Origin of the sequence: Sphingomicrobium sp. XHP0239, assembly GCF_039555325.1 — a bacterium.
In the GTDB taxonomy this organism is placed as follows: domain Bacteria; phylum Pseudomonadota; class Alphaproteobacteria; order Sphingomonadales; family Sphingomonadaceae; genus Sphingomicrobium; species Sphingomicrobium maritimum.
The window spans coordinates 139,951-164,909 of the sequence record NZ_CP154608.1 but is presented as its reverse complement, the minus strand read 5'-3'; the positions used below and the strand labels follow the sequence as shown (position 1 = coordinate 164,909).

At 65.4% G+C, this 24,959-nt stretch carries 19 protein-coding genes and 1 tRNA gene; 4 read left to right on the top strand and 16 right to left on the bottom strand.

Features of this window, described 5'->3' with window-relative positions:
* Nucleotides 1–4 precede the first annotated feature (4 nt).
* The 11 genes from eda to WJT74_RS00760 are packed head-to-tail and all read right to left on the bottom strand — an operon-like array spanning nucleotide 5 to nucleotide 16,746.
* Entirely contained in the window at nucleotides 5–619 is a 615-nt protein-coding gene (gene eda / locus WJT74_RS00810) for a bifunctional 4-hydroxy-2-oxoglutarate aldolase/2-dehydro-3-deoxy-phosphogluconate aldolase (RefSeq protein WP_343345721.1), read from the bottom strand.
* A complete protein-coding gene (gene glk / locus WJT74_RS00805) occupies nucleotides 616–1,602 on the bottom strand; it encodes a glucokinase (protein WP_343345718.1) in 987 nt (328 codons plus the stop codon). Before glk ends, eda begins: the two co-directional genes overlap by 4 nt.
* Nucleotides 1,599–3,404 (bottom strand): phosphogluconate dehydratase, encoded by a 1,806-nt coding sequence (gene edd, locus WJT74_RS00800; protein ID WP_343345715.1) that lies wholly within the window; start codon nucleotides 3,402–3,404, stop codon nucleotides 1,599–1,601. The genes glk and edd overlap by 4 nt, the downstream gene beginning before the upstream one ends.
* Nucleotides 3,405–3,413: 9 nt before the next feature.
* On the bottom strand, nucleotides 3,414–4,115 hold the full coding sequence (gene pgl / locus WJT74_RS00795) for a 6-phosphogluconolactonase (RefSeq protein WP_343345713.1): 702 nt from the start codon (nucleotides 4,113–4,115) through the stop codon (nucleotides 3,414–3,416).
* Nucleotides 4,108–5,526: a glucose-6-phosphate dehydrogenase gene (gene zwf / locus WJT74_RS00790; RefSeq protein WP_343345710.1), complete on the bottom strand. Its 1,419-nt coding sequence runs from the start codon at nucleotides 5,524–5,526 to the stop codon at nucleotides 4,108–4,110. Before zwf ends, pgl begins: the two co-directional genes overlap by 8 nt.
* The gene (locus WJT74_RS00785) at nucleotides 5,523–7,022 is read right to left on the bottom strand and encodes a tryptophan halogenase family protein (protein WP_343345708.1); all 1,500 of its coding nucleotides are present in this window, start codon (nucleotides 7,020–7,022) and stop codon (nucleotides 5,523–5,525) included. The genes zwf and WJT74_RS00785 overlap by 4 nt, the downstream gene beginning before the upstream one ends.
* A gap of 10 nt (nucleotides 7,023–7,032) precedes the next feature.
* Entirely contained in the window at nucleotides 7,033–9,054 is a 2,022-nt protein-coding gene (locus WJT74_RS00780; protein WP_343345704.1) for a glycoside hydrolase family 97 protein, read from the bottom strand.
* Nucleotides 9,055–9,056: 2 nt separating this feature from the next.
* Nucleotides 9,057–10,670, bottom strand: a complete 1,614-nt coding sequence (locus WJT74_RS00775; protein WP_343345700.1) for an alpha-amylase family glycosyl hydrolase — start codon at nucleotides 10,668–10,670, stop codon at nucleotides 9,057–9,059.
* The gene (locus tag WJT74_RS00770; RefSeq protein WP_343345698.1) at nucleotides 10,667–12,460 is read right to left on the bottom strand and encodes an alpha-amylase family glycosyl hydrolase; all 1,794 of its coding nucleotides are present in this window, start codon (nucleotides 12,458–12,460) and stop codon (nucleotides 10,667–10,669) included. Before WJT74_RS00770 ends, WJT74_RS00775 begins: the two co-directional genes overlap by 4 nt.
* Complete coding sequence (locus WJT74_RS00765) at nucleotides 12,460–13,947, bottom strand: tryptophan halogenase family protein (protein WP_343345697.1); 1,488 nt, start codon at nucleotides 13,945–13,947, stop codon at nucleotides 12,460–12,462. Before WJT74_RS00765 ends, WJT74_RS00770 begins: the two co-directional genes overlap by 1 nt.
* 60 nt (nucleotides 13,948–14,007) lie before the next feature.
* Nucleotides 14,008–16,746: a TonB-dependent receptor gene (locus WJT74_RS00760; RefSeq protein WP_343345694.1), complete on the bottom strand. Its 2,739-nt coding sequence runs from the start codon at nucleotides 16,744–16,746 to the stop codon at nucleotides 14,008–14,010.
* Nucleotides 16,747–16,930: 184 nt separating this feature from the next.
* On the opposite strand from WJT74_RS00760, the gene WJT74_RS00755 reads away from it, so the two are divergent.
* The gene (locus WJT74_RS00755; protein WP_343345691.1) at nucleotides 16,931–17,938 is read left to right on the top strand and encodes a LacI family DNA-binding transcriptional regulator; all 1,008 of its coding nucleotides are present in this window, start codon (nucleotides 16,931–16,933) and stop codon (nucleotides 17,936–17,938) included.
* A gap of 90 nt (nucleotides 17,939–18,028) precedes the next feature.
* Nucleotides 18,029–19,561 carry an MFS transporter gene (locus tag WJT74_RS00750; RefSeq protein WP_343345689.1) on the top strand — a complete coding sequence of 511 codons (1,533 nt, stop codon included), beginning with the start codon at nucleotides 18,029–18,031 and terminating at the stop codon, nucleotides 19,559–19,561.
* 7 nt (nucleotides 19,562–19,568) lie between these two features.
* Here the strand turns inward: WJT74_RS00750 and WJT74_RS00745 are convergent, their stop codons facing one another.
* From WJT74_RS00745 to WJT74_RS00730, 4 genes are all read right to left on the bottom strand, one after another.
* Nucleotides 19,569–20,342, bottom strand: a complete 774-nt coding sequence (locus WJT74_RS00745) for an energy transducer TonB (protein WP_343345687.1) — start codon at nucleotides 20,340–20,342, stop codon at nucleotides 19,569–19,571.
* 100 nt (nucleotides 20,343–20,442) lie between these two features.
* The gene (locus WJT74_RS00740; protein ID WP_343345685.1) at nucleotides 20,443–21,636 is read right to left on the bottom strand and encodes an autotransporter outer membrane beta-barrel domain-containing protein; all 1,194 of its coding nucleotides are present in this window, start codon (nucleotides 21,634–21,636) and stop codon (nucleotides 20,443–20,445) included.
* A 414-nt stretch (nucleotides 21,637–22,050) separates the two neighbouring features.
* Nucleotides 22,051–22,863, bottom strand: coding sequence for a hypothetical protein (locus WJT74_RS00735; RefSeq protein ID WP_343345684.1), 813 nt, complete (start codon nucleotides 22,861–22,863; stop codon nucleotides 22,051–22,053).
* Nucleotides 22,864–23,135: 272 nt separating this feature from the next.
* Nucleotides 23,136–23,711, bottom strand: coding sequence for a hypothetical protein (locus WJT74_RS00730; RefSeq protein WP_343348218.1), 576 nt, complete (start codon nucleotides 23,709–23,711; stop codon nucleotides 23,136–23,138).
* Here WJT74_RS00730 and WJT74_RS12210 point away from each other — a divergent pair.
* Entirely contained in the window at nucleotides 23,690–23,968 is a 279-nt protein-coding gene (locus WJT74_RS12210; RefSeq protein WP_432215246.1) for a helix-turn-helix domain-containing protein, read from the top strand. The genes WJT74_RS00730 and WJT74_RS12210 overlap by 22 nt on opposite strands.
* 74 nt (nucleotides 23,969–24,042) lie before the next feature.
* Here the strand turns inward: WJT74_RS12210 and WJT74_RS00725 are convergent.
* A tRNA-Ser gene (locus WJT74_RS00725) sits at nucleotides 24,043–24,132 on the bottom strand.
* Between the two features lie 127 nt (nucleotides 24,133–24,259).
* On the opposite strand from WJT74_RS00725, the gene WJT74_RS00720 reads away from it, so the two are divergent.
* Nucleotides 24,260–24,952: an SDR family NAD(P)-dependent oxidoreductase gene (locus WJT74_RS00720; RefSeq protein WP_343345683.1), complete on the top strand. Its 693-nt coding sequence runs from the start codon at nucleotides 24,260–24,262 to the stop codon at nucleotides 24,950–24,952.
* The last annotated feature ends 7 nt before the right edge of the window (nucleotides 24,953–24,959 follow it).

Genomic DNA, 24,959 nt, shown 5'->3' with positions numbered 1-24,959 from the left:
CGCTCTACTCCTTCAGCGCGGCGGCGGCGCGCGCCCGTTCCGCGACCTTGTCCAGATCTTTCTCGCCCGACGGCAGGATCCAGCTTCCCCCGACGCACAGCACCGCGTCATGCGCCAGCCAGTCGGCCGCCGTGTCCGCCCTGACCCCGCCCGTCGGGCAGAACTTCGCAGCGGCGAGCGGTGCGCCGATCGCCTTCAGCGCGGGCAGTCCGCCGTTGGCTTCCGCGGGAAAGAACTTGAAGTGCGACAGGCCCATTTCCATCCCCCGCATGATCTCGCCCGCTGTCGCGACGCCGGGCAGGATCGGAACGCGCTTGTCGTTCGCGGTGCGCACCAGCGTTTCGGTCATTCCCGGCGACACGATGAACTGCGCGCCATAGTCGCAGGCTTCGAGTAGCTGTGCCGGTCCCAGCACGGTGCCCGCGCCAACGATCGCTCCGTCGACGCCGGCCATCTTCTCCATCGCATCGAGCGCATTGTCGGTGCGCAGCGTCACTTCGATCACCGGCAACCCCGCCGCGACCAATGTTTCGGCCAGCGCCACCGGATCGGGTCCGTCGTCGTCGAGGACCAACACCGGGATGACCGGCGCCATCGTCATGATGTCGTGGATGTTCATGCGCCCATATCCTTTAGGGAATGTTCTTTCGCAAAAGCGACCGCCGCGCCGTAGAGGCCCGGTTGCGAATGGGTGACCAGCTTCACCGGAATGTTCTGCATCCGCCGCTCGAACCGACCCTTGGCGACGAAGCGTCCCGCGAACCCCGACCGTTCGAACCGATCGCGAATGCGATAGCCGAGGCCCCCGGCCAGCACGACCGCGTTGGATCCGTGCGCCAGCGCCAGATCGCCCGACGCCGCCCCGAGCGTCAGGAAGAAACGGTCGAGCGCCGCCGCCGCCAGCGGATCGCTGCCCTCCAGCGCGGCGGTCCACAATTCGATGTCGTCCATCTCGCGAACGGCTTTGCCCTCCATCGCGCCCAGCGCCTCGTAAATGTTCACCAACCCCGATCCGCACGCCACCCGCTCGATCGAAACGCGCACGTACCGCTTGCGCAACCGTTGCAGGATTCGGTCCTCCAGACTGTCGAGCGGCGCGAAGTCGATATGCCCGCCCTCGGTCGCGATGACGTGCATGTTCCCCTCGGGCGTGCGCAGCAGTTGCGCCACGCCCAACCCCGTGCCGGGCCCGACGACACTGGTGACGCCATGCTTGGGAAACGGCCCGTCGGGCCCCGTGATGTGCAGGAAGTCGTCGTCGGGAAGCGCCCCGACCGCATGGGCGATGGCGGCGAAATCGTTGACGATGGTGAATTTCGCGACGCCGAGTTTCTCGGTCGCGAGCGCGGGGCGGATCACCCACGGATTGTTGGTGAGCTTCAGCACTTCGCCTTCGACCGGCCCGGCGAACGCCACCGACAACGCGTCGGGTTCGGGGCCCGGGTTCTGCTCGCAAAAGTCGCGCCACGCGGTCTGGAAGCTGGCGTGATCCGATGTCCCGAGCGTGATCGGGTCGGACAGGCTCAGCACCTGCGCACCGTCCATTTCGGCGATAGCGAAGCGGGCGTGGGTGCCCCCGACGTCGGCGACCGCGATCCTCATAGTGCCTGCTCCATCGCCGCCAACATCGCCGACCCGCCCTTCTCCGCCTCGTCCGCATGAAGACGGAAGAGCGCGAACAGTTCGCGTCCCGTCCCCACCGGCGGGGGCGGTGCCTCTGCCGCCTCGCGTGCGCTTAGGTCGGCTTTCGACGAGAGTTCGCCGGTTTCGGCGCAGACCTTCACGACGTCGCCGTCGCGAAGAAAGGCGAGCGGCCCGCCGCCCAGCGCTTCGGGCGAACAGTGGATCGCGGCGGGCACCTTGCCCGACGCGCCGCTCATCCGCCCGTCGGTCACCAGCGCAATCCGATGCCCGCGATCCTGCAGCACGCCCAGCGGCGGGGTCAGCTTGTGGAGCTCGGGCATTCCGTTGGCGCGCGGACCCTGGAAACGCACGACGACGACCGTATCTCGGTCGAGCTCGCCCGCCTCGAACGCGTCCACCACCGCCTTCTGGTCGGAGAAGATCCGGCACGGCGCCTCGATGGTCCAGCGTTCCCGATCGACCGCGCTGGTCTTGAAGCAAGCACGGCCCAGGTTACCCGCCAGAAGCCGCATCCCCCCATCCGGCTGGAACGGATCGGACACCGGCTTCAGCATCGTGTCGTTCGAGCTTTCGCGGACCGCTTCCCAGCGCAGACCGCTGTCGTCCTCGACCGGATTGGTGGCATAGGCGGCGAAATCGTCGCTTCCCGCCGACCGGTGGTCGTGCAGCAGCCCCGCCTCGCGCAGCGTATACGTCACGAACGCCATCCCCCCCGCCGCGTGAAAGTCGTTCGTGTCGCCCGATCCGTTGGGATAGACCCGCGCGATCAGCGGAACGGCGTGGCTGATCTCGGCCAGATCCTGCCAGTCGAACGTGATCCCGGCGGCACGCGCGATGGCGGGCAGATGGATCATGTGGTTGGTTGATCCGCCCGTTGCCATCAACCCCACCGCCGCATTGACGATGGCGCGTTCGTCGACCGTGTCGCAGAGCCGCGCCCTCTTCGTGGCGAGATCGGCGACGCGGTGCACCGCCGCGCGCGTCAGTTCCTGTCGCAGCTTGGTGCCCGGGTTGGCGAACGCCGCGCCGGGGATGTGCAGCCCCATCATCTCCATCATCATCTGGTTGGAATTGGCGGTTCCGTAGAAGGTGCAGGTGCCCTGCCCGTGATAGCTGGCGCTTTCGGCGGCAAGCAGTTCTTCCTTGGTCGCCTTGCCCTCAGCATAGAGCTGGCGAACGCGCTGCTTCTCCTTGTTGGCGAGGCCCGAGGGCATCGGCCCCGCGGGCACCAGCAGCGCGGGCAAATGCCCGAAGCGCAGCGCCCCGATCAGCAGCCCCGGCACGATCTTGTCGCAGATGCCGAGCAGCGCCAGGCCCTCGAACATCCCGTGGGACAGCGCGACCGCGGTCGCCATCGCGATATTGTCGCGGCTGAACAGCGACAGGTCCATGCCCGGCTGTCCCTGCGTCACGCCGTCGCACATGGCAGGCACGCCGCCCGCGACCTGCGCGGTGGCACCCGCCTCGCGCGCCCACACCTTCATCTGTTCGGGATAGCGGTAGTAAGGCGCGTGCGCCGACAGCATGTCGTTGTAGGCGGTGACGATGCCGATGTTCGGCCCCGCAAAGGTGCGAATCGCCTTCTTGTCGTCGCCGCTGGCCGCAAAGCCGTGCGCGAAGTTGCCGCACGACAGGCGTGACCGGTCGATGCCCCGCTCGCCCTCCTCGTCCATCAGCTTCAGATAGGCCGCGCGGCCTTTCTTGGACTTTTCGATGATGCGGTCGGTGACCGCGGCGATGCGGGGGTCGAGTGTCGCCATCGGATCCTTTTAGGGTGCCCAGTGAATGTCGATCGGGAATTCGCTTTCGGCCAGGACGCGCACGATCGGCAGCTTGGACGATTGCCCGTCCTCCAGCCCGGCCTCGAGAATGTCGCGCTTTTCCTGCCCCGTGATGCTGACGGTGATCGCCCGCGCCTGGAGAATCGCCGCGCGGGTCAGCGTGACCCGCTCGACGGGTGCGTCCTCGGGCATCGGATCGGGTTTTACGCCCATCGCCAGTTTCGCCTTGGGCGCGTCCATCGCCGCGTCGAGATCGGGACCGGGGAAGAGCGAGGCCGTATGTCCGTCGGTGCCCATGCCCAGCCAGACGACGTCGGGCGGCCATTTCAGGCTCTTCAGCCGCGCGTCGGCGGCATGGCCCGCCATGACATAATCGTCGTTCTCGGCCGCGATCGGATAGATACGCGCGCCGGTCGAGATCATCGCCTGCGCGATGGCGCGAATGTTTGACAGGTCGCTGTCGACGGGAACCAGCCGATCGTCCCCCGGTATGATCGTCACGCGTTTCCACGGCAGCTGTTTCTCGGCCAGTTTCTCGTAGATCGGCAGCGGCGTCGATCCGCCCGGAAAGGCGACCAGGCTCTCGCCCCGCGCTTCGATGGCGCTTTCGATGATGAATCCGATATCGCCCGCGACGGCAGCCGCCATCTCGTCGCGATCGTCATATTCCCACCATTCGGCGTCAATCATTCCAGGCTCTCCCATCGGCGCTCATCAAGGTCGCCGACGACTTAGGGCCCCATCCGTCCGATTCATAGGGGTCCGGGGTCATGCCCGCCTCCTGCCAGCTGGCGCGCAGCCGGTCGATGAAGACCCATTGCGCCTCCACCTCGTCGCGCCGCACGAACAGCGTCGGATCCCCCTCGATCAGATCGAGCAGCAGCCGTTCGTAGGCGATGCGGCGGCGATAGTCGCTGAACGCCTCTTCCATCGTGACGTCGAGCGGCACCTCGCGAAGGCTCATTCCCCCGCGATCCAGACCCGGCGTCTTGGTCATCAGCTTCAGCCGGATATTCTCCTCGGGCTGAATCGAGATGATGAGTTCGTTGGGATCGGTCTTGGCCCCCAACCCCGAGAAGATCGAATGGGGTACGCATTTGAACTGGATATAGATTTCGGTTTTCCGGCGCTTCATCCGCTTGCCGTGCCGCAGCGTGAAGGGCACGCCCGACCAGCGCCAATTGTCGACATGCGCCTTCAGCGCGATGAAGGTCTCGGTGTCGCTTTCCTGTCCCAGTTCGCCCGCGTAATCGTCATACTGGCCGAGCACGACGTCGCGTTCGACGGTGTCGGGCGTGATCGGACGCAGCGCGCGCAGCACCTTGACCTTCTCCGCGCGCACCGCGTCGGGATCGTAATCGGCGGGTGGCTCCATCGCGACCAGGGCCAGCATCTGCAGCATGTGGTTCTGCAACATGTCGCGGCTCGCCCCGCTGGTATCGTAATATTCCGCGCGCCCCTCCAGCCCGACCGTCTCCGCGACGGTAATCTGGACATGGTCGATATGACTGGCGTTCCACACCGGCTCGAGCAGCGAGTTGGCGAAGCGCAGTGCGAGCAGGTTCTGGACCGTCTCCTTGCCGAGATAATGGTCGATCCGGAACGTCCGCTCTTCGGGAAAGGCGGCGGCCACCGCATCGTTGATCGCCTTGCTGCTTTCCAGGTCGTCGCCGATCGGTTTTTCGAGCGCCAGCCGAACCGTCGTCCCCGCCAGTCCGACGCGCTCGAGGTTCTCGATCACGGTGGTGAAGAGGCTCGGCGCGGTCGACAGGAAGATCGACACGCCCTTGTCGATCGGGATCCGCCGGGCAAGCTCGTCATAGCCTTCCGGTGTGGTCGCATCGACCGCGACATAGGACAGCAACGTCACGAACTTGCGCGCCACGATCTCGTTGAAGAAATCCCTCGGCAACCGTTCGCGCAGCGCCTTGATGGCCGTCTCGCGAAATTCCTCGTCGCTCAGTTCGCTGCGTGCCGTCCCGATGATCTGCACGTCGTCGGGGAGAAGCTGGTCGGCGAACAGGCCGTAGAGCGAGGGCAGCAGCATCCGCCGCGACAGATCGCCCGTGGCTCCGAACAGCAACAGTGTCGACGAGCTCATCGGGCCCCCTTTTCCAGCGCCGCCAGCATGTCGTTGTGCGGGCGGTAATGTGTCTCGCAGGCATCCAGGAACCGCTCGATGCGATCCATGTCGATCGTGGGATCGTTCACACCCGGTTCCCTCAGTCGCCCATCGTCGGGGAAATTGCCATAGCCAGCGAGCAGGCAGTGCCAGCTGACCGCATTGTAATAGCGATCCATCCCGCGCGCGGAGATCTCGGCGGTCACGTCCTGCCCGGTGAACCAAGCGGTCATCACCGCTTTCAGATCGTCCGAAAGATCGTCCGTCGCCGCACAGTCGCGCCAATAGGCCGTGTCCCGCCGCTTCTGACAGCGATAGTGGGCGTGGATATAGTCGCGGATGCCGTCGTAGCGCGCGGCGATATCCTCGTTGAAGGTGCGGCGTGCGTCCTCACCGAGACCGTCGCGCTCCACCACCGCCACGAAGCCTTCGAGGCTCGCGATGACGAGATGCAGCGCGGTTGCCTCCAATGGTTCGAGGAATCCCTGTGCCAGCCCGATCGCCAGTGCATTGCCGCGCCAGCTTTCCGCCAGCCGCCCGGTCCGGAATTTCAGATGCCGCGCCTCGACTTCGTCGCCAACAGCGAGGGCGTCGCGAAGCTCGGCCTCGGCCGCTTCGGGGGACGCGTAGCGGGTCGAATAGACATAGCCGTTGCCCGTCCGGTGCGTCAGCGGGATCGACCAGCGCCACCCGGCCTCCATCGCCACCGCGCGCGTCGCGCATTCGGGACCCTCGCCCGCCACCGGCGTCGGCATGACGACCGCCGCATCGTTGAACAGTCGGTCGGCGTAGGACCGGTGATCGCCCTTCAGCGCGTCCTCGACGATCATCGCACGAAAACCCGATGCATCGACGAAGAAGTCGGCTTCGTGCCGCGTGCCGTCCGTGCCGACCAGCGCCGCGACATCACCGCCCATCACGTCGACCGAGGCGATCTCCGTATCGATCCACTCGACACCGCGCACCGTCGCGACGCGCTTGAGCACCTGTCCCACCTCGTGCGCATCGAAATGATAGCCATAGCTGACCTCGAACGGCCAGTCGTCTGCGTGCCCCGGCCCTCGCCGAGACGCTGCGAGCCGCCCCGGCAGCAGAAAGCGGTCGGGATGCGCGGGCACGTCGCGCCCGGTGCGGCGAAGGTGGGCGGCAAGATACAGGTCGCGCCGCGTATGCAGGTCGAGATCGCTGGGAAACGGATGGAAATAGTACGCGTCCCGATCGTCGTCCCAACCTTCGAACGCGATCCCCACCTTGTAGGTCGCGTGGGCGTCGGGCATCCATTCGGCCTCGTCCACTCCGATACGCTTGAAGAATGCCTTCAACTGCGGCGTCGACCCTTCGCCGACGCCGACGATGCCGATCCTGCTCGATTCGATCAGTCCGATGCGGCAGTCGGGCCAATGATGCTGGAACAGGCAGGCCGCCATCCAGCCTGCCGTCCCGCCGCCGAGGATCGTGATCGAACGAGGATGCATCGCCCCGATTTTATTGCGGAACGAAGCGGATCGCGAAGCCCCCGCCCTCGGCCATCGCGAGATCGAGCGTGTCGGCAGCGCGGACACTGCGCTCCTCGATCACGATGTCAAAGCGCGCATCGCCGTCGAGGCTGGCGGCGGGGCCGTCGCGATAGATTTGCGCAGTATAGCTGCCCGCCTCCAGGAACGTCAGCGGCACCGAGACCGTGCGCGGATCCTCGTCCGTCCCGCCCGCCAGATACCAGTCCCCGCTGTTGCGGTCCTTGCGCGCCGTCACGACATAATCGCCGACCTCGCCCATCAGGACGCGGCTCGTCTCCCAGTCGACCGCCACGTCGCGAATGAACCGGAAGGCTTCCGGATGCTCGGCATAATGCTCGGGCAGGTCGGCGACCATCTGAATGGGCGAATAGATCAGCACATATTCGGCCAGCGCCCGCGCCTGCGTCATCGACAGGGGCTGCCCCCGCCCTTCGAGGCTAAGGATGCCCGGCGTATAGTCCATCGGTCCCGACAGCATCCGCGTGAAGACCATGTCGGGGACGTGATCGGGTCCGTTGTCGGGTACCCCCCAGGCATTGAATTCCATCCCCCGCGCGCCCTCCCGGCTTACCCAATTCGGGTAGGTGCGCCGAAGCCCCGTATCCTTCACCGGTTCGTGCGGGTTGATGACGATCCGCCGTTCGGCCGCTTCCTGGATGACGCGCAGGTGGTGGCGCTGCGTGATCTGGCTTTCGGTGCATTCGCGCGTTTCGCGCCCGTCGGCATGTTCGAAGCGCAGGTTGCACGCATCGGTGACGTAGCCCGTCTTGATCGCCTTCACCCCCCGCGCCGCCATGAGGTCGAAGCCCTCCTCGAGCTGAGCCTCGTAATTGCCGATGTCTCCGGACGTTTCGTGATGTCCGACGATCGGAACGCCTTTTTCGGCGGCGTAGCGCGCGACTTCGGCAAAGTCGTAGTCGGGATAATTCTCGGTGAAGCTGAACTCGGACCCGTTGAAGAACCAGTTGCCGTCCCAGCCGATGTTCCACCCTTCGACCAGCACCCCGTCGAAACCGTTTTCGGCGGCGAAATCGATATAGCGCTTTGCGTTGGCGGTCGTCGCCCCGTGCCGTTCGCCCGACCCCCACGTTTCCTCGTCGAGATGCAGGCTCCACCAGATACCCACATATTTGTGGGGCGTGAACCAGTCGGAAATATCGGCGATCCGGTTGGGCTCGTTGAGATTGAGGATGAGGTCGCTGTTCGCCAGCCCGGGCGCATCGGGCGAGATCTGGATCGTCCGCCACGGCGTCGAGAAACCGTTGGCCCGTTCCACCCGCGCCGCGGTGCTGCCCGTCGGCGCCAGCGTCGCGCGCAGATTGGTGCCCGTCGTGCGCTTCACCCACATGCCCGCGAAATCGGTCAATGCGGCTTCGTGGATCGACAGGTGCGTCCCGTCGTCGAGCCGCATCGTGAAGGGCGTATGGACCAAGCTGACCTCGCGGATCGGCGTCTGTTCGTAGAGATATTCGTAGCGGTTCCATTCGCCCGCCGGGATCCACCATGCGGTGCCGTTCTGCGCGACGTTGAATTCGGTCAACTCGTCCGCGATGCGGATCGTGTCGCCCAGCGAGGGATGGTCGAAGGTGTAGCGAAAGCCGATGCCGTCGTCGAAGACGCGAAACGTGACACCGAACTGCCGCGCCTCGTCGCTGTCCTCGACGAAGGTCACGGTCAGCTCGCGATGGCGATCCTCGACGAACCGCCGCTCGCCCCACGGCTGCTCCCAGCGGCTCTCGCGCTCTTCGACATTCGCATCCGCGATCGCCAGGCGCCGTTCCAGCTTGTCCTGGTCCGCCATCAGGAAGCCGAGCCGGCTTTCGTTCAGCAGCAACGTCCCGTCGCGTTCGATCGTATAGAAAGGCCGCCCCTCGCCGTTGACGTTCACCGTCACTTCGATCCGCCCGTCGGGCGACGTGACGACCTCTTGCGCATGAGCCGGGTGCGCGAGCGCGATCATGGAGACGGCGGCGGAGAGGCGAAGCAACATGGTCATATCTCCAGGACGATGGCGGAATGGGGCGGCATCGTGTCGGGCTCGACACCGCCGATCTGGATCAGGGGACGCCCGCCGGTAAAGCGGCCGCGCGGGATGGCCCGGTCTGAAAGGTTGAACAGGCAATGGAGCCGCTGGCCGTCGACCGCGCGCTCGAACGCCAGCAGTTCGCCCTCCTCGGCGAGCAATGCGATCGTTCCCTGGCGGAGCGCTGGCTGTGCCTCCCGGAGCGCGATCGTCTGCCGTGTCCAGTTGAGGACGCTGCCGGGATCGCCGCGCTGGCCGGAGGCGTGAAGCACGCGCTGGTCGGGACTGACGGGCAGCCAGCTCTCCTGACTCCCGAAACCGGCGTCCTCGCTGTCGTCCCACACCATCGGCGTTCGCGCCCCGTCGCGCCCAAGCGTCAGCGGCCAGTTGGCGATCGCCTCGGGGTCCTGCAGATGCTCGAACGGCACCTCGGCCTGCGGAAGCCCCAGTTCCTCGCCCTGATAAAGGATCGCGTTGCCGCGCAGACTCATCAGCAGAAGGAGCGCCACTTTCGTCATCGGCTCGCGCGCATCGCCGTCCCACCAGCGGCTGGCGAAGCGCGGCGCGTCATGATTGGAAAAGGCCCAGCTGGGCCAACCTTCCTCCGCCCCGCCCGGCCAGCTGCGGATTGCCTCGCGCACCACGTCGGGGGTCAGTTCCTTGGCGTAGAGATAGTCGAAGCCGTAGGCGCTGTGGAGCCGATCATCGCCCGCGGTGAATTCCTTCATCTCGCGACCAGCCTGCTCGCCGCCGACTTCGGCCATCGTGTAGATGCCGTCGTAGCGATCGACGAGATTCCGGATCCGTTCCAGAAACCCGATCAGTTCGGGCTGGGATTGGTTGTGGTAATGATGCTGGAAATCGAAACTGCGGGTCGGGTCGACGGGGTTTTCCACCGGCGGATTGTCGGTCAGCGCGCGGTCGTGCATCGCGAAGTTCAGCGCATCCAGTCGAAATCCGTCGACCCCGCGCTCCAGCCAGAATTCCGCGACTCCCAGCAGTGCGTCCTGGACCTCTGCATTGTGAACGTTGAGGTCGGGCTGCTCCTTGAGGAAATTGTGCAGATAATATTGCCCGCGCCGCGCGTCCCACGTCCAGCTGGCTCCGCCGAAGACGCTCTGCCAATTGTTCGGCGGCGACCCGTCGGGCTTCGGATCGGCCCAGACGTACCAGTCGGCTTTCGCATTATCGCGCGACTGGCGACTTTCCTCGAACCAGGGATGCGCGTCGCTCGAATGGCTGTACACCTGATCGATCAGCACCTTCAGCCCGAGCGCGTGCGCCTTTGCCACCAGCGCGTCGAAGTCGGCCAGATCGCCGAAGATCGGATCGACCCCGCAATAGTCGGCGACGTCGTAGCCGAAGTCCGCCATCGGCGAGGTGAAGAAGGGGCTGATCCACACCCCGTTGCACCTGAGCTCCGCGACATGGTCCAGCCGTTCGGTGATCCCGGCCAGATCGCCGATGCCGTCGCCGTTGCTGTCGCGAAAGCTGCGCGGATAGATCTGATAGATCACCGCGCCCTTCCACCACGGAGCGGTGTCGACGGCGCCGGTCGCCAATCGGGAATCGCGCGCGTTCATTGCGCCTCGCAGATCGCCCACGACAGCGGCGCCATCGTATAGGACAGGCTACCGGGTGCGCTGGGCATGGTCGCGCATTCCCCCGACCGGGCCACGAACCGCTCGCTGGTCATGTCGATCTCGACCTGACCCTCGATCGCCTCGGTCGAGGTGTTGAACATCAGCAGCGTCTCGGCCCCCGTTTCGGGATCGAACCGCGACACGGCGAACAGGCCCGGTTCGGCCTGGTAATGACGGGTCACCTGGTCGCCCCGCCGCAACGCCGCGCTCCCCGTCCGGATCGCCGCCAGTGCCGCGACCTGTCGATAGAGCGGGTGGTCCGGGTCGAAATTGTCGCCCGCCGTTGTCGCGTCGGTGCCGATGAGATCGTTGTCGTTATATTCGGACACCCGACTTTCGAACATGTTCTCGCGCGCCAGCTGGTCGTTGCCATCGGACACGAATCCCTGCTCGTCGCCATAATAGATGGTCGGGCTGCCGCGCAGCGTCATCAGCATCGCATGACCCAGTGCGACGCGGGCCAGCAGTTCGTCCTGATCGATTTCCGGCATGTCGGCCTTCAGCAGTCCCGAGAACCGCCCCATGTCGTGATTGCCGAGGAAGGTCGGCAGCGCCTTGGCTGCCTCCGCGCCGCCCCGATAGAGGACGTCGCCCGCGAACAGGCCGGCGAGCACGTCGGTGCCCGCCCCGCGGCCCAAGACCTCGCGCACCGCCGCCTGGAACGCGAAGTCGAGAACCGCGGGAAAGCCGTCGCGAACCGTATATTGCGCGATGTAGCCGTTGTCGGGCGTGTCGCGATACACCTCGCCGAACATGTGGAAATAGGGAATGCCCGCCGCTTCCGAACGCGCCTCCATCGCCGGGACGAAGGTCTGCCAGAATTCGGGGTTCACGTGCCGCGCGGTGTCGATGCGGAAACCGTCGATGGCGAAGCGGTCGATCCACGAACCGAAGATGTCGATCATCCCGCCGACCACGCGCGGGTTCTCGGTGAACAGGTCGTCGAGCCCCACGAAATCCCCGTACAGGCTGTCCTCGCCGTAGAAATTCGTGTCGCCCCGGTTGTGGTAATAGATCGGGTCGTTGAGCCAGGCGGGCACCTTCACGTTCCGCTCGCCCTCGGGGACGTAGACGTCATAGGCGAAGCGCGGATCGGTCAGTTTCGCGAAATTCTCGACCGTGCGGACGTTGTCGCCCTCGAACCCGATGTTGATCCGCTCGCCGTCGACGCCGCCGCGGGTCGAATAGGGATAATCGGCCTTGGAACGATAGCCGTAATCGTCCTCGCGGTGCTTGATGACGTCCGCGGTGTGGTTGGTGATGATGTCCATGTAGATCTTCATGCCGCGCCCGTGCGCCGCATCGACGAAGGCCTCGAACTCCGCGTTGGTCCCGAAGTGCGGGTCGATCCGCGTGAAGTCGGTCACCCAATAGCCGTGATAGCCGCTGCTCTCGTCGCCGCTCGGCCCTTGCACGGGCTTGTTCTTGAAGATCGGCGCGAACCAGATCGCGGTGATCCCCATTCCCTGGAGATAGTCGAGCCGCTGCGTCAGCCCGGCAAGGTCGCCGCCGTGGTAAAAGCCGCGCGCCGTCGGGTCGTATCCGTGATCGAGCCGCCCGCCCGCGATCCCGCCCCGATCGTTCGACGGATCGCCGTTGTCGAACCGGTCTGGCAACACGAAATAGATGATCTCGTCCTCGGGCCGGCGCTGGAGATAGTCGGCGGGCGCCGTGGCGGCGGGCGCGGGTTGCGCGGCGGCGATGCTCGCGGCGAGGAGCGACAGGACCATCAGGCGGCCTCCTTCATGACATGATCGAGATAATCTTCGTGGCGCGGCAATGTCTTCGCGCGCGCTTCGTAGGCGCGGGCCAGCGTGTCGAGGAACGCTATCAGTTCGTCCCCATCCATCGCGTCGATGGCGGGGTGCCAGCGTTCGGCCGTCACCCCCTGCCCGATCAACAGCTGCTGCCAACCCTCGTCAGTGAACAGTTCGTCCGCATCGCGCACGACGATCCCCGCTTCGCGGAACGCGGCGAGCCGGGTCGTCAGGCTTTCCGGTGCGCCCGCCTCACGACGTTCGTCCCAGAAAGCCTGCCCCTCGCGCGCGTTCAGATGATAATGGGCGATCAGGAAGTCGCGAATCGCTTCCCATTCGCGTGTCGACTGGTCGTTGAATCGCGATCGCCGCGCCGCATCCTCGCTGCCGTCGGGAAATAGCTGCAACAGCCGCTCGATCCCCGACTGGACAAGGTGGATGCTGGTCGATTCCAGCGGCTCCATGAATCCGGCGGCCAGCCCCAGTGCAACGACATTGCCGCGCCACGGTTCGGCACGCCGTCCGGTCGTGAATCTGATCACCCGCGGTTCCGCCAGCGCTTCGCCTTCCAGATTGTCGAGAAGGGTGGCGGTCGCCTCGTCCTCGCTCATGTGACGGCTCGAAAACACATGCCCGTTGCCCGTGCGATGCTGAAGCGGGATGCGCCACTGCCATCCCGCCTGCCGCGCGATTGCCTGTGTGTAGGGTCGCAACTCCCCGCCCGCCGACGGCACCGCCACCGCGCGGTCGCACGGCAGCCATTCGCTCCAATCGTCGAACCCGACCCCCAATGCCTCGCCGATCAGCAGCGATCGGAAGCCCGAGCAATCGATGAAGAGATCGCCCGCGACCTCGCTTCCGTCCTGCAATCGTAGCGACGTGACGCGACCGTCCCGAACCGCGACCTCGTCGATCCGCCCCTCGACGCGCTCCACGCCCATGTCCTCGGCCTTGGTCCGCAGCAGCGATGCATAGAGCCCCGCGTCGAAATGATAGGCATGGACCAGCGGCGGGATCGTGCTCGTTGCCGCATCCGGATGATAGCGTCCGGCCCGCGCCGCGACCTCGTTGAAGCAGAATGCTCCGAACGGTGCCTCCATCCCCCTTGCCCGCGCCCACGCGAAGGCGTGGCGGAACGGCGCGATCCCGAAGCCGCGCCCGACCGTGCCGAACGCATGCATGTAGCTTGCGCCCGGCCGATGCCAGCCGTCGAATTCGATGCCGAGTTTCAGCGTGCCCTTCGTCGCGGCGAGAAACTCTCCTTCGCGAAGATCGAGCAGCCGATTGAAATGATGGATCTGCGGAATCGTCGCTTCGCCCACGCCGACGGTGCCGATGGCCTCCGATTCGACAAGGGTGAGGCGCACCGCCCGGCCCATCGTTCGCGCGATGGCCGCGGCCGCCATCCAACCGGCGCTGCCGCCGCCGGCGATCACTACCCGTTGGGGTTGAGGCTCCACGTACCGTCTCCTGCCCGTCGTGGCGGGCCCGGCGCAACAGCGCGCCGGGCCCTCACGATCCTAGCGGAAGCGGTAGGTGAACCCACCGAGGAATCGACGACCGTAGATCTGATAGTCCAGCACAGTGCGCGGATCGTCGGCGACGGCCTTCGACGCGAACCGTTCGTCGGTCAGGTTCTGACCCTGGAGGTAGATCGACAGACCATCGAGGCTCGAACCTTCGGGGAAGTCGTACCCGACCTGCGCGTCGATGATCGTCTCGGTGAAGGCAAGGCGCCGCGTCGGCGACCCGCCGAAGCCGGTGAAATCGCCGAGGAAGCTCGACCGGTGACGCGCGCTCGCACGAGCGTTAAAGCCGGAATTCTCGTAGAACACCGTGCCGTTGGCGACCCATTCCGAATAGCCCGGGATCGACCCGACATTGTCGCCGTCCTGGATCTTGGTCTCGGTATAGCCGACACCGCCCGTGATCCCGAAACCGGACAGCATTGGTGTCAGCACGTCGAACGGCAGGGTCGCCCCCACTTCGACGCCCTTGATCTCGCCGCCGTCGACGTTGGCATTGGTGTCGAGCGTGCCGATCAGGCTGGGCGGCGTCACGGCGTTGGCCGGCAGCGGGAAGCCCGTATAGTCGAAGTCGACGCGCGTGCCGGCGATATATTCGGTGATGTCCTTGTAGAACAGCTGGAGCGCGACATAGCCGTCGCCGCCGCCGAAATACTGCTCGACGTTGAAATCGACCGAGTTGGCCTCGAACGGCCGCAGACGCGGGTTGCCCCCGCCGCCGCGAATGATCGGGGTCGGAACGCTGACGTCGATGCCGTAGCCGATGGCCACCCGCATGTCGTCGAGACGCGGACGCTGCAGCTCGCGCCGCGCCGCGAAGCGCAGTACCGTGTCGCTCGGCATGCGCAGCGAAAGGTTGAGGCTGGGCAGATAGTCCCAGTAATTGTCGCCGGCCTCGACCGGCGTCGGAACGCCGTTAGGAAAGGCCAGCCCGCTCGATGACTGGTCGGCGTTGATCGCCTGGACGCCGATGTTGCCGGTCAGTTCGCCGAACCCGACGACCGCATCGATATCGGCCATGGCGTAGAGCGTAGAAACCGTCTCGCTGACCGAATAGGCCTTCTGCAGCACGTCCTGGACGATGTTCGGCTCCAGGATCAGGATATTGGCCTCGATCAGGTCGCGCGGATCGTAGGACAGGATCGGCCCCAGCCCCAGATAGGTGAGGTCGGTGGATCCGGTGATGAACTGCTGCGGAATGGCGAGCTCGGTCGCCCCGCCGCGCAGGCGCAGGATCGATTCGTCCGGAGTCAGCGACTTGTCGCGGTCGGTGATGTTGCCGCCCACGCGCACCGCGCTGATAAAGCCGCCGTTCAGCTCGCGCTCGATCTCGATCCGCGCCTGGCGCAGTTCGTCATCGAGGATACGGTTGTTGTAGTAGCCGGCCTGCGGAATGACGCCGCCGCCCCACCCTTGCGGGTCGGTCAGGCGGATGAGCGAGGGATCGGAATAGTCGAGCGTGGGCGTGAAGAAGGTGCCCGTCGGCCCGGACTGGAAGCCGATCGTGTCGGCCGCGCCGTTGCCGCTGCCGAAGCCCGTGCCCGAATAGCTTTCGATCGACAGTTCGTTACGGTCGGTCCGCGAGTAGGACAGGTCGACGAAGAGGTTCCAGCCATTGTCGGGGTCGTAGGCGAGGTTGCCGCCGAAGCTGTAGAGGTCGGCCTGCCGCGCGAAGATGTCGTTGCGGATGACGCCGCGCACGTTCGAGAAGGTACCGCTTTCCACGAACCCGCCCGATACCGTCCCGATCGAGGTCGGCGCTCCGCTGAAGCCCAGCGGCAATTCGATGCCGCGCTTCAGCTGGTCGTCGTCGAAGTTGGAATAGAAGCTGTCGAGCGTGAACATCCACTCGGGCGTCAGCTCCGCCTGGAACGTGCCCATGAGGCCGAGACGCTTAAGCTGCGTCGAGGTGACGAAGCTCTTCGAGCCGCCGATGACTCGCGGGCTCGCATCGCTGCCGTCGCCGGCATAGCCCCAGGCGTTGAATTCCTGGTTCTGATAGGGTTCGTCGACATAGGCCGCGGCGATCGCGATGCCCATCGTGTCGTCGGCGAACTGGTCAACGAAGGTCCCGTTGACGCGATAGCCCTTGTTGGTCGATCCGGCGTTCAGCGCGCCGAGATCGGTCAGCGACGCACGGCCGCCGATCGCCAGCACCTGTTCGCCATAATCGAGCGGACGGATGGTCCGGATGTCGATGGTGCCGATCAGGCCCTGGCCGATCAGGTTCGCGCTCGGCGACTTGTAGACGACGACCTGATTGACGATTTCGGACGGATACTGATCGAACTCGACCGCTCGCGTGTCGCCGGTGGACGTCTGTTCGCGCCCGTTCAGCGTGGTCTGCGAGAAATCGGGACCCACACCGCGGATCGAGATGACGTTCGAACGACCGTTCAGCCGCTGCGACGTAATACCCGGAAGACGCGCAATGCTTTCGCCGATCGATGCATCCGGCAGGCGGCCGATGTCTTCGGCGCTGACGCTTTCGACGATCAGTTCCTGGCGGCGCTTGGTCGCAACCGCGTTGGCCAGCGATTCGCGGAAGCCGGTAACGACGATCTCGGGATCGTCGACATCCTCTTCCTCGACGGTCGGATTGGGATTGGCTTCCTCGGTGATATTGTCTTCTGGCGGCGTCGTGTCCTGCGCCAGCGCCGGATTGGCCGCGATGGCCAGTGCGAACGCGCTGCTCGTCAGCGACAGACGCGCGAAAAAGTCCGATTTCCTCATGGAAGCTCCCCTAATATCCTCACCCGGCCGTCGCCGTGCGCGTGGGGCACGATGACGGAACGGTGACATTGGTGCGCCACCGTTCCCTCAATGTCGCTATACATACGTATGCAGCGCCGTTAACATTTCACCGAGGTCTCCGCTGTGACCTCGATGCAACGCCGCTCGGGGGCTGGAAGATCGGATGGCAAGCCGCAGACCGACCAGTTTCGATATCGCCGCCGCGGCGGGTGTCTCGCAGCCGACCGTGAGCCGCGCGCTGTCGGGCAACAAGGCGGTGTCGGAGGAAACCCGTCGGCGCGTCGTGGCCGCTGCCGAGAAGCTCAATTACAAGGTCGACCGCAACGCCTCCAACCTTCGCTCGGGCGCGTCGCGCACCATCGCGCTCCTCTTCTTCGAGGACCCCACCCGGGACGAGAGCGGCATCAACCCCTTCTATCTCTCGATGCTCGGCGCGCTGACCCGCGCCGCCGCCAGCGCCGACTACGACCTGCTCATCAGCTTCCAGCAGCTCTCCGCCGACTGGCACACCGACTATGAGGACAGCCGCAAGGCCGACGGCATCATCCTTCTGGGGTACGGCAACTATCTGCAGGCCCGCCCGCGGCTTGAACAATTGATCGAACAGGGCACGCATTTCGTTCGCTGGGGCGCGACCGTCGAGGGACAGGTCGGCACCACGGTCGGCTCGGACAATCGCGATGGCGGTCGACAGGCGGGCCGGCACCTCGTCAAACGGGGTTGCAGGCGCATCGCCTTCCTCGGCACCGCCGACGCGGGCGCGCCCGAATTTCTCGAACGCTACGAGGGGCTGAAGGACGCGCTCGGCGAAGCGGGGCTCGAACCCGTCGGTCACTACGACGCCATTCCGACCGAGGAATCGGGCCGCGCCGCTCTCGCCGCACTGATGCACGACGACCTCGACGTCGACGGCATCTTCGCCGCATCCGACCTGATCGCCATCGGCGCGCGCCAGGAACTGACCGACCGCGGCCGAGCGGTTCCTAACGATGTCGCGCTGATCGGTTTCGACGACAGCAACGCCGCGCATCATACCGGCCTGACGTCGGTCAACCAGGACACGCGCCGCGCCGCCGAAATGCTGATCGACACCCTGCTCACCAAGCTGGAAGATCGCGCCCCCGAAAGCGTCGTCCTGCCCGTCGAACTGGTTGTCCGCGACAGCGCCTGAGGAATCCATGCATTCGTATGCAGCGCGCATGCGATTGTCATGCGCCTTTCACGCTGCCAGTCTCCGCCCACGTCAGGGGAGAGACGCGTTATGAACGAGCATCAGGTCCTTGCCGAGAAACCCCGCCAGGACTGGCGCGGCCTCGTCAATATCAGCTTCGGCTTCTTCGGCATCCAGATCGGGTTCGCGCTCCAGAACGCGAACATGAGCCGTATCTTCCAGACATTGGGCTCCTCGCTCGACGATCTTCCGGCGCTATGGGTCGCCGCGCCGCTCACCGGCCTGCTGGTGCAGCCGATCATCGGCTACATGTCGGACCGGACCTGGCTCGGACGGCTCGGGCGGCGGCGTCCCTATTTCCTCGCCGGCGCGATCCTCGCGGGTCTCTCGCTGTTCCTGATGCCGCTGGCCCCCGTCCTGCTCGCGGCTGCCGTGTTGCTGTGGGTGCTGGACGCCAGCCTCAACATCTCGATGGAGCCGTTCCGCGCCTTCGTCGGGGACATGCTGAACCGCGACCAGCACACGGCAGGCTATGCCGTGCAGACCGCCTTCATCGGGGTCGGCGCCGTGGTCGGCTCGCTCTTCCCCACGCTGATGACCGAATTGGGGGTCAGCAACGTCGCGGCGGCGGGAAGCATTCCCGACACCGTCCGCTACAGCTTCTGGTTCGGGGGCGCGGCCCTGTTTCTCGCCGTTCTGTGGACCGTCCTTTCGACTAACGAATACGACCCCGAACAGATGGCTCGCTTCAATGGCGAAGCGCACGATGTCGCCACCGGCGGCTCGATCCGCGCGCTGGCTGCCAAGAACCGCGCGGGCGCGTTGGGGTGGATCGGCGCGGGCGCGCTGCTCGTCCTGATTGTCGCCGCCTTCGATCTGGAAAAGGAAGTCTACCTGCTCGCCGGGCTGCTGGTCGCCTACGGACTCGCGTCGCTCGCCGCCATCGCGCTCGCACGGCGCGGCGAGAAGGCCAACATGCTCAGCCAGATCGTCGGCGACTTTTCCGGCATGCCCAGCCTCATGAAGAAACTCGCGCTCGCGCAATTCTTCAGCTGGTCGGCGCTGTTCATCATGTGGATCTATACGACACCGGTCGTGGCGCAGAAATTCTACGGCACGTCCGACAGTGCGTCCGCAGCCTTCCAGGAAGCGGGCAATTTCGTCGGCAACCTGTTCGCGGTCTACAATGGCGTCGCCGCCATCGCTGCGCTCGCGCTGCTGCCCGCGCTCGCCAAGGCGATCGGCAAGGTGAAGACCCACATGGTCGGCCTGCTGTGCGGGGCGGCGGGCTACCTGAGCTTCCTGATCTTCGCCGACCGCAACATGCTCTATCTGTCGGAAATCCTGGTCGGCATCGCCTGGGCCTCGATCCTCGCCATGCCCTATGCGATCCTCGCGTCCAGCCTGCCGCAGCGAAAGCTCGGCATCTACATGGGCCTCTTCAACGTTTTCATCGTCGTGCCGCAGCTGATCGTCGCGACCCTGATGGGAAGCGTCCTCAAGGCCTTCTTCCCGACCGAGCCGATCTGGACGATGCTGTTCGCCGCGGGCGTGATGGCGCTGGCGGCGCTGTCGATGCTGCGGATCGACGAGGCGGAAACGCAGGGCGTCGCAGCGGCCTGACGAGGAACTAGCGCCCGACCCAGCGCTGCATGTAGCCGTACCAGTCGACATAAGGCCGGCCCTGCGCATCGCGCGCCGGCTCGAACCGCACCCTTTGTTCGACCAGGCGACAGGTCGCGGCATCGATCTCGGGATCTCCGAACCCGCGATTGACCTTGCAGTCCGTTGCCCGGCCATCGACCTGGACGCGCACCGCGACCAGGACCGAACCACCGCGCGGCCAGCGATCCCGCATCGAGCGCGGATAGTCGCCCTGCGTCAGCGTGGTGCCCGGAATGACGCTGGGCCGCGACCCAGTGCCGGTCCCTCCCCCGCCGGTGCCGTCGCCCGATCCGCCCGCGCCGGTGCCGCTGCCCTGCCCGCCCGCGCCGGTGCCGCCCTCGTCGACCTCGCCCGCGCCCTGCGTCGCGTCGCTGCCGGTGCCCGCCTCGGTCGCACTGGTGATCGACGGGGGGACGGGAATGGGCGGGGTGATATCGGGACGCACCACCGGCGTCGCCTGGCTCTCGACCTGTTCGGGGGCCGCCTCGCCCTCTTCCTCGGGCAGCGCCTCTTCGGGATCGACGACCTCCTCGACCACCGGCGGCTCGGGGGGGTCGGGCTCCGGCTCCTCGAGCGGGGGCGGCAAGGTCACGTCGAACGTCTCGAGCGGCTCCTCCTCGCCCGTCACCACCGCGACGCCGCCGTTTGCCAGGATGAACGCCGCCAGCCCCGCATGAAGCGCGACGACGAGAGCGACGGTCCCATAGCGTTCGGTCGGACTTTGTTGCGGGCGATACATGGCCTCATCAACACCACAGGGGCGCTGACGGGTTCCTTAATGTTCGCTCTTTGCGCGAAAAACGGGCGCGCTTCCGGTGGGGAAGCGCGCCCGTCCGTTTCTAGCCGCGTTCGGGTTCCGGTGCCGGCGGCGGCGGCGGCGGAGGCGGCGGCGGCGGCGGACAGGTGTCGCACGCATTGATGATCGTGCCGTCGGGGCAGGTCACCACGTCGGGGCACGGCGGCGGAGGCGGCGGTGCCGGCGGCGGCGGCGGAGGCGGCGGCGGGGTCAGCCCCAGCGGCAGCTTCAGCGTCAGCCGGGCGGCATGATGATCGCGTCCGTCGCCGAACTCGCCTTCGTAGCTCGCCATCGCGGCCAGCCGTCCGATCTGCGCGCCGAGGCCCGCACCCGCTACCACGGCGTCACCGCCATAATCGACCGAGAACAGGTTGGTGGGGCAGACGTCGAAGCTGCAATTGCGGCCGTCGAGAACGACGAAATCGTCGCCCGACTGCCAGCGATAGCCGGCCTTCAGCTCGGCCGCGAACGCGCCCAGATCGAAGTTCAGCTTGCCCCCGCCCGTCGCGTGGAACCGGTCCTCGCTGACTTCGGGAAGCAGGAAGTCGGTGTCGTCCACCTCGTCCTGGTCGACGTTGCTGTATCCGCCCGCCAGATAGGGCGTCAGCAGCAAGGCGTCGCTGAGCGGCAGGCGATAGCCGACTTCGGCGCCGAGCAGATAATGTTCGAGATCGTAATTCGCGTTGAACCCACCGGCGACCGGGGCCACGCGGGAACCGAACCCGTCGAGGAACGCGATCGCGCCCATCGCGCGACCATACAGGCCGACCGGGGCCTGCGTATCGATGAAGGCACCGACCTGCCAGCCGTCCATCCGCTGGATCGCGAAGTCGGTGAAGTTCAATTCGTTCTCGATGTACCCGCCGAGAAGTCCGATCTGCACGCTCGAGCCCGCGTCGATCGCCAGGCCGCCCATGACGTTGAGAGTCTCGCCGTCATAGCCCGCGGCCAGCGGATCGCCGTCGACGTCGCTCCAGCGGTAGTCGCCGCCTGCCAGGATCCGCACGTTTCCGGTGCATCCGGCCGGATCCTCGTTCAGTCCCAGATTGTCGCAATCGGCCAGGTCCGAGATCAGGCTCTGCCAATGCGGCGCGTAGGTGTTGAGCGACTGGACGGCGCTCGGATAGTTGGTGCCGTCGATCGTTCCGACCTGCTGGGCGGCCGCCGGGGTCGCCAAGGCGCCGATGGCACAGGCCGTCGCCGCGCCGGCAAGAAGTCGTGATGTGGATGTACGCATGAAGAAACCCCCTTCGCATGGATCCGGCCGCGCGTGCGCACGGCGGAAGAATTTCGTAACCATAACGGATAAAGCGTGGATTTCCCAAGCGTTTCCGCCAATCCTCCGATTTGGCAACGGCTGATGCCTTTGGGCCACAGCCCCCAAATGCAAAAGGGCCGCCCAATGCGGACAGCCTTTTGCAATGGCGGCGCTGTCAGATGAAGTCGCACTTGCTTCAGTTTGCGCCGGTGCGATGGGCAAGAAATGGGGTGACACTGAGATCAACCATTACCCGATGTAGACGGTGGGCAAAGATCGGTCGTTTGCGGACGGTCCGGTTCGAACATCTTGCAGACTCGACAGGTGTGGAAGCGGCCACTCGGCGCGCTTTGAACTGGGCACCCACTTTCGACCTCAATGGAAATCCGTCGTTCAGCGACGGCTTTGGCGGATCGTGGATGGCCGGGTGATCGGTGAAACGAGCAGAGCTAGAAGCGTGAACTGGACCACAAAGGCTCCGGCGAAGGTCCAAAGGGGGTCGAGCGAGCCAACCATGTCGGTTGCGAGAGAGTCCAGGCGCAAGCCGCTCAGAGCGCCATTGATCGCGACGTTGAAAAGGAAAAACCCGGCAGCCAGGAGATAGGGCCAGCGGGTCTTGGGAGCCGAGACGAACAGCGACAACGAGACTGCGACGCAGATGACGAGGCCCGTGATTGCCGCAGTTCCAAACCGGTAAAAGGTTTCCGGCCCGTCGATCCTGAACATCGGAACGAAGCTCAAAAGAGCAAAAAAGACGGCGATGCCGCCAAACAGAATGAGCGTGCTGAACAGCAGGGAACCGTGAACTGCCCTCCGTTTCTTGAACAAGAAGGCAAGAACGACGAGCAAGCCAAGTTGAAGCGATACCATGACATTTTGGACGAGCAGGGGATCCGCCGTGCCCGAAGCAGCCGCACGCCGCGCGGAGAGGACCGAAAGCGATGCAACGGTCGCGATCAGAAAGGGGGCCATGAACAGGACAAACAGTCCGTTCCTGCGGTGCTTCGCGATCCCTCCGTTCGAGATGGAATTGAGTTGAACCAGAAGCAGCAGCAGCCACAGAAACACGGTGATCACATGCAAGTGATGGTAGGGCTGCGGATTCGCTTCTCTCCCGAAATAGAAATCCCAGAAACCAAGAACGCTGACGATCGACACGCCAGCAAGGAGTGAATACTCAACAAGGTACCTTTTCGCGATCCTCATCTCGCAGCCTCCCGAACGGTAGCGTGATCCTTAGCATAGATCAACAAACGCCCGGAATAGGATAGCAGCACGGCTGGCAATGCTATGCCGAAATTTGCTTCTCACCCTGTTCGGCTGGGCCCGCCGTGCGTGTTTCCTTTTGTCCGCCCGATCGATTTTGGCTGAAAGCAAGCTCTGTATAGGTCGAGTACCCGAAGATAATTTTTATTCTGCCAGGACCATGACAAAGCGCGGTCGATCTGGCGGCGACGCAAGGGTTCGAAACGACTCAACTAGATGAGCCAGCCGCTGTCGGGATAAATCATCAGGTCGACCACTGCGTCGTGAACGAACGGAGCCTCACCCGCGTCGAGCGGGCCTATAGCCTGACCCGCACCACTGTCGGACGAAATCGCGACCGATACGCCCTGCGCCACGAGCAAGGTAGCGCCGCCCATTTCATAGACATCGTAGGTGATGCCATCGACCGTCTGCGTACCGTTCGCAGTGAAGCCCAGCGCGGTCACGTTATCCCCGGCGTCTCCGTCGACGATCAATATCGCCTCGCCGGAGGCACGCTCCTCCGTAAGATCGAACAGAGCCTGCGCGTCGATGATGAGGCCGTTGGGCCCGGTGCCGGAAAGGTCGATCCGCTCGATCGACTGAATTGCGGCGGGCGGGATCGAGGTGAGGTCGAGTACCATGCCCGCACCGTCGAACCGCAGCGTGTCATCGCCGGTGCCACCGTCGATGGCCGCGAACATCAGATCGGAAATGGCGATCAGGTCGTCGCCCGCGCCGCCGCGGATGACGTCCGCACCACCATTGCCGATCAGCACGTCATCGCCTGCTCTACCGCGCGTTCGCAGGGGCCGGCGGGCTCGCGTCCTTCGTCCGCCGCCGCCGACTGGAAGAGGCGCATCGACTTCTCATGTCGCACCCGGCGAGACGAATTTCTGACATCGCGCTTGAAGTCGGCTTCTGGAATTTCAGCCATTTCTCGAGCGCATTCAAAGCCGCCTACGGCCTGAAACCGAGTGAGGTGGAGCGTGGCCGCATCCAGGCGCTCGATGCGGCTGTCCGGATGAGACGCTGGGCCGCAAGGGTCGCCGGAACGGGCGAATAACCTGCCGCCGATCCCTCTTTGCGATCGGCCTTTGTGGAAGAAGTCACCTGCTAGAGCCTATCGCTCAAAGCAAATGGCGGAGAGGGTGGGATTCGAACCCACGGTACGGTTGCCCGCACAACGGTTTTCGAGACCGCCCCGTTCGACCACTCCGGCACCTCTCCGCAGGTCTCGGCGCACGGGGCGCCGCGGGATGAAGCGCGCCCCTAGCAACGGGTCGGCCGCTTTGCAAAGCCTTTATGGCCGCGGGTCCGCGTGGACCTGCGGGCTCGCTCATCCATTGCTTCCGGCATGAGCGACTTTTCCCAAGCGATCGTCATCGGGGCGGGCGGCGGCATCGGCGGCGCCCTGGCCGACGCCATCGAGGCGCGGGGCGGGACCGCCCGCCGCCTCGGCCGCGACAGCGATCCTTCGATCGATTTCCTTCGCCCCTCCACGATCGCCGCCGCCGCCGAGGCGCTCGCCGGAGACGCGCCCTACGACGCCGTCATCGTCGCCAGCGGGATCCTTCACGCCGACGACTTCGGACCGGAAAAGAGCTACCGGATGCTCGATGCCGACGTCATGGCCCGCGTCATGGCGATCAACGCCATCGGCCCTGCGCTCGTCGCGCGCCACTTCGTGCCACTCCTGCCGCGGAGCGAACGTTTCCATTTCGCGGCCCTGTCCGCGCGCGTCGGGTCGATCTCGGACAACCGGCTCGGCGGCTGGTACAGCTACCGGATGAGCAAGGCGGCGCTCAACCAGTGCATCCGCACGCTCTCCATCGAACTCGCCCGCACCCACGAAAAGGGCATCGTCGCCGCGCTCCATCCCGGAACCGTCGACACGTCCCTGTCGCAGCCGTTCCAAGGCAATGTCGCCGACGACAAGCTCTTCACGCCCGAACATAGCGCCAACGCCCTTCTCGACGTGCTGGCGAACCTCGCCCCCGCCGACAGCGGCGGCCATTTCGACTATGCTGGCGAGCCCGTTCCCGCCTGAGGGTGTC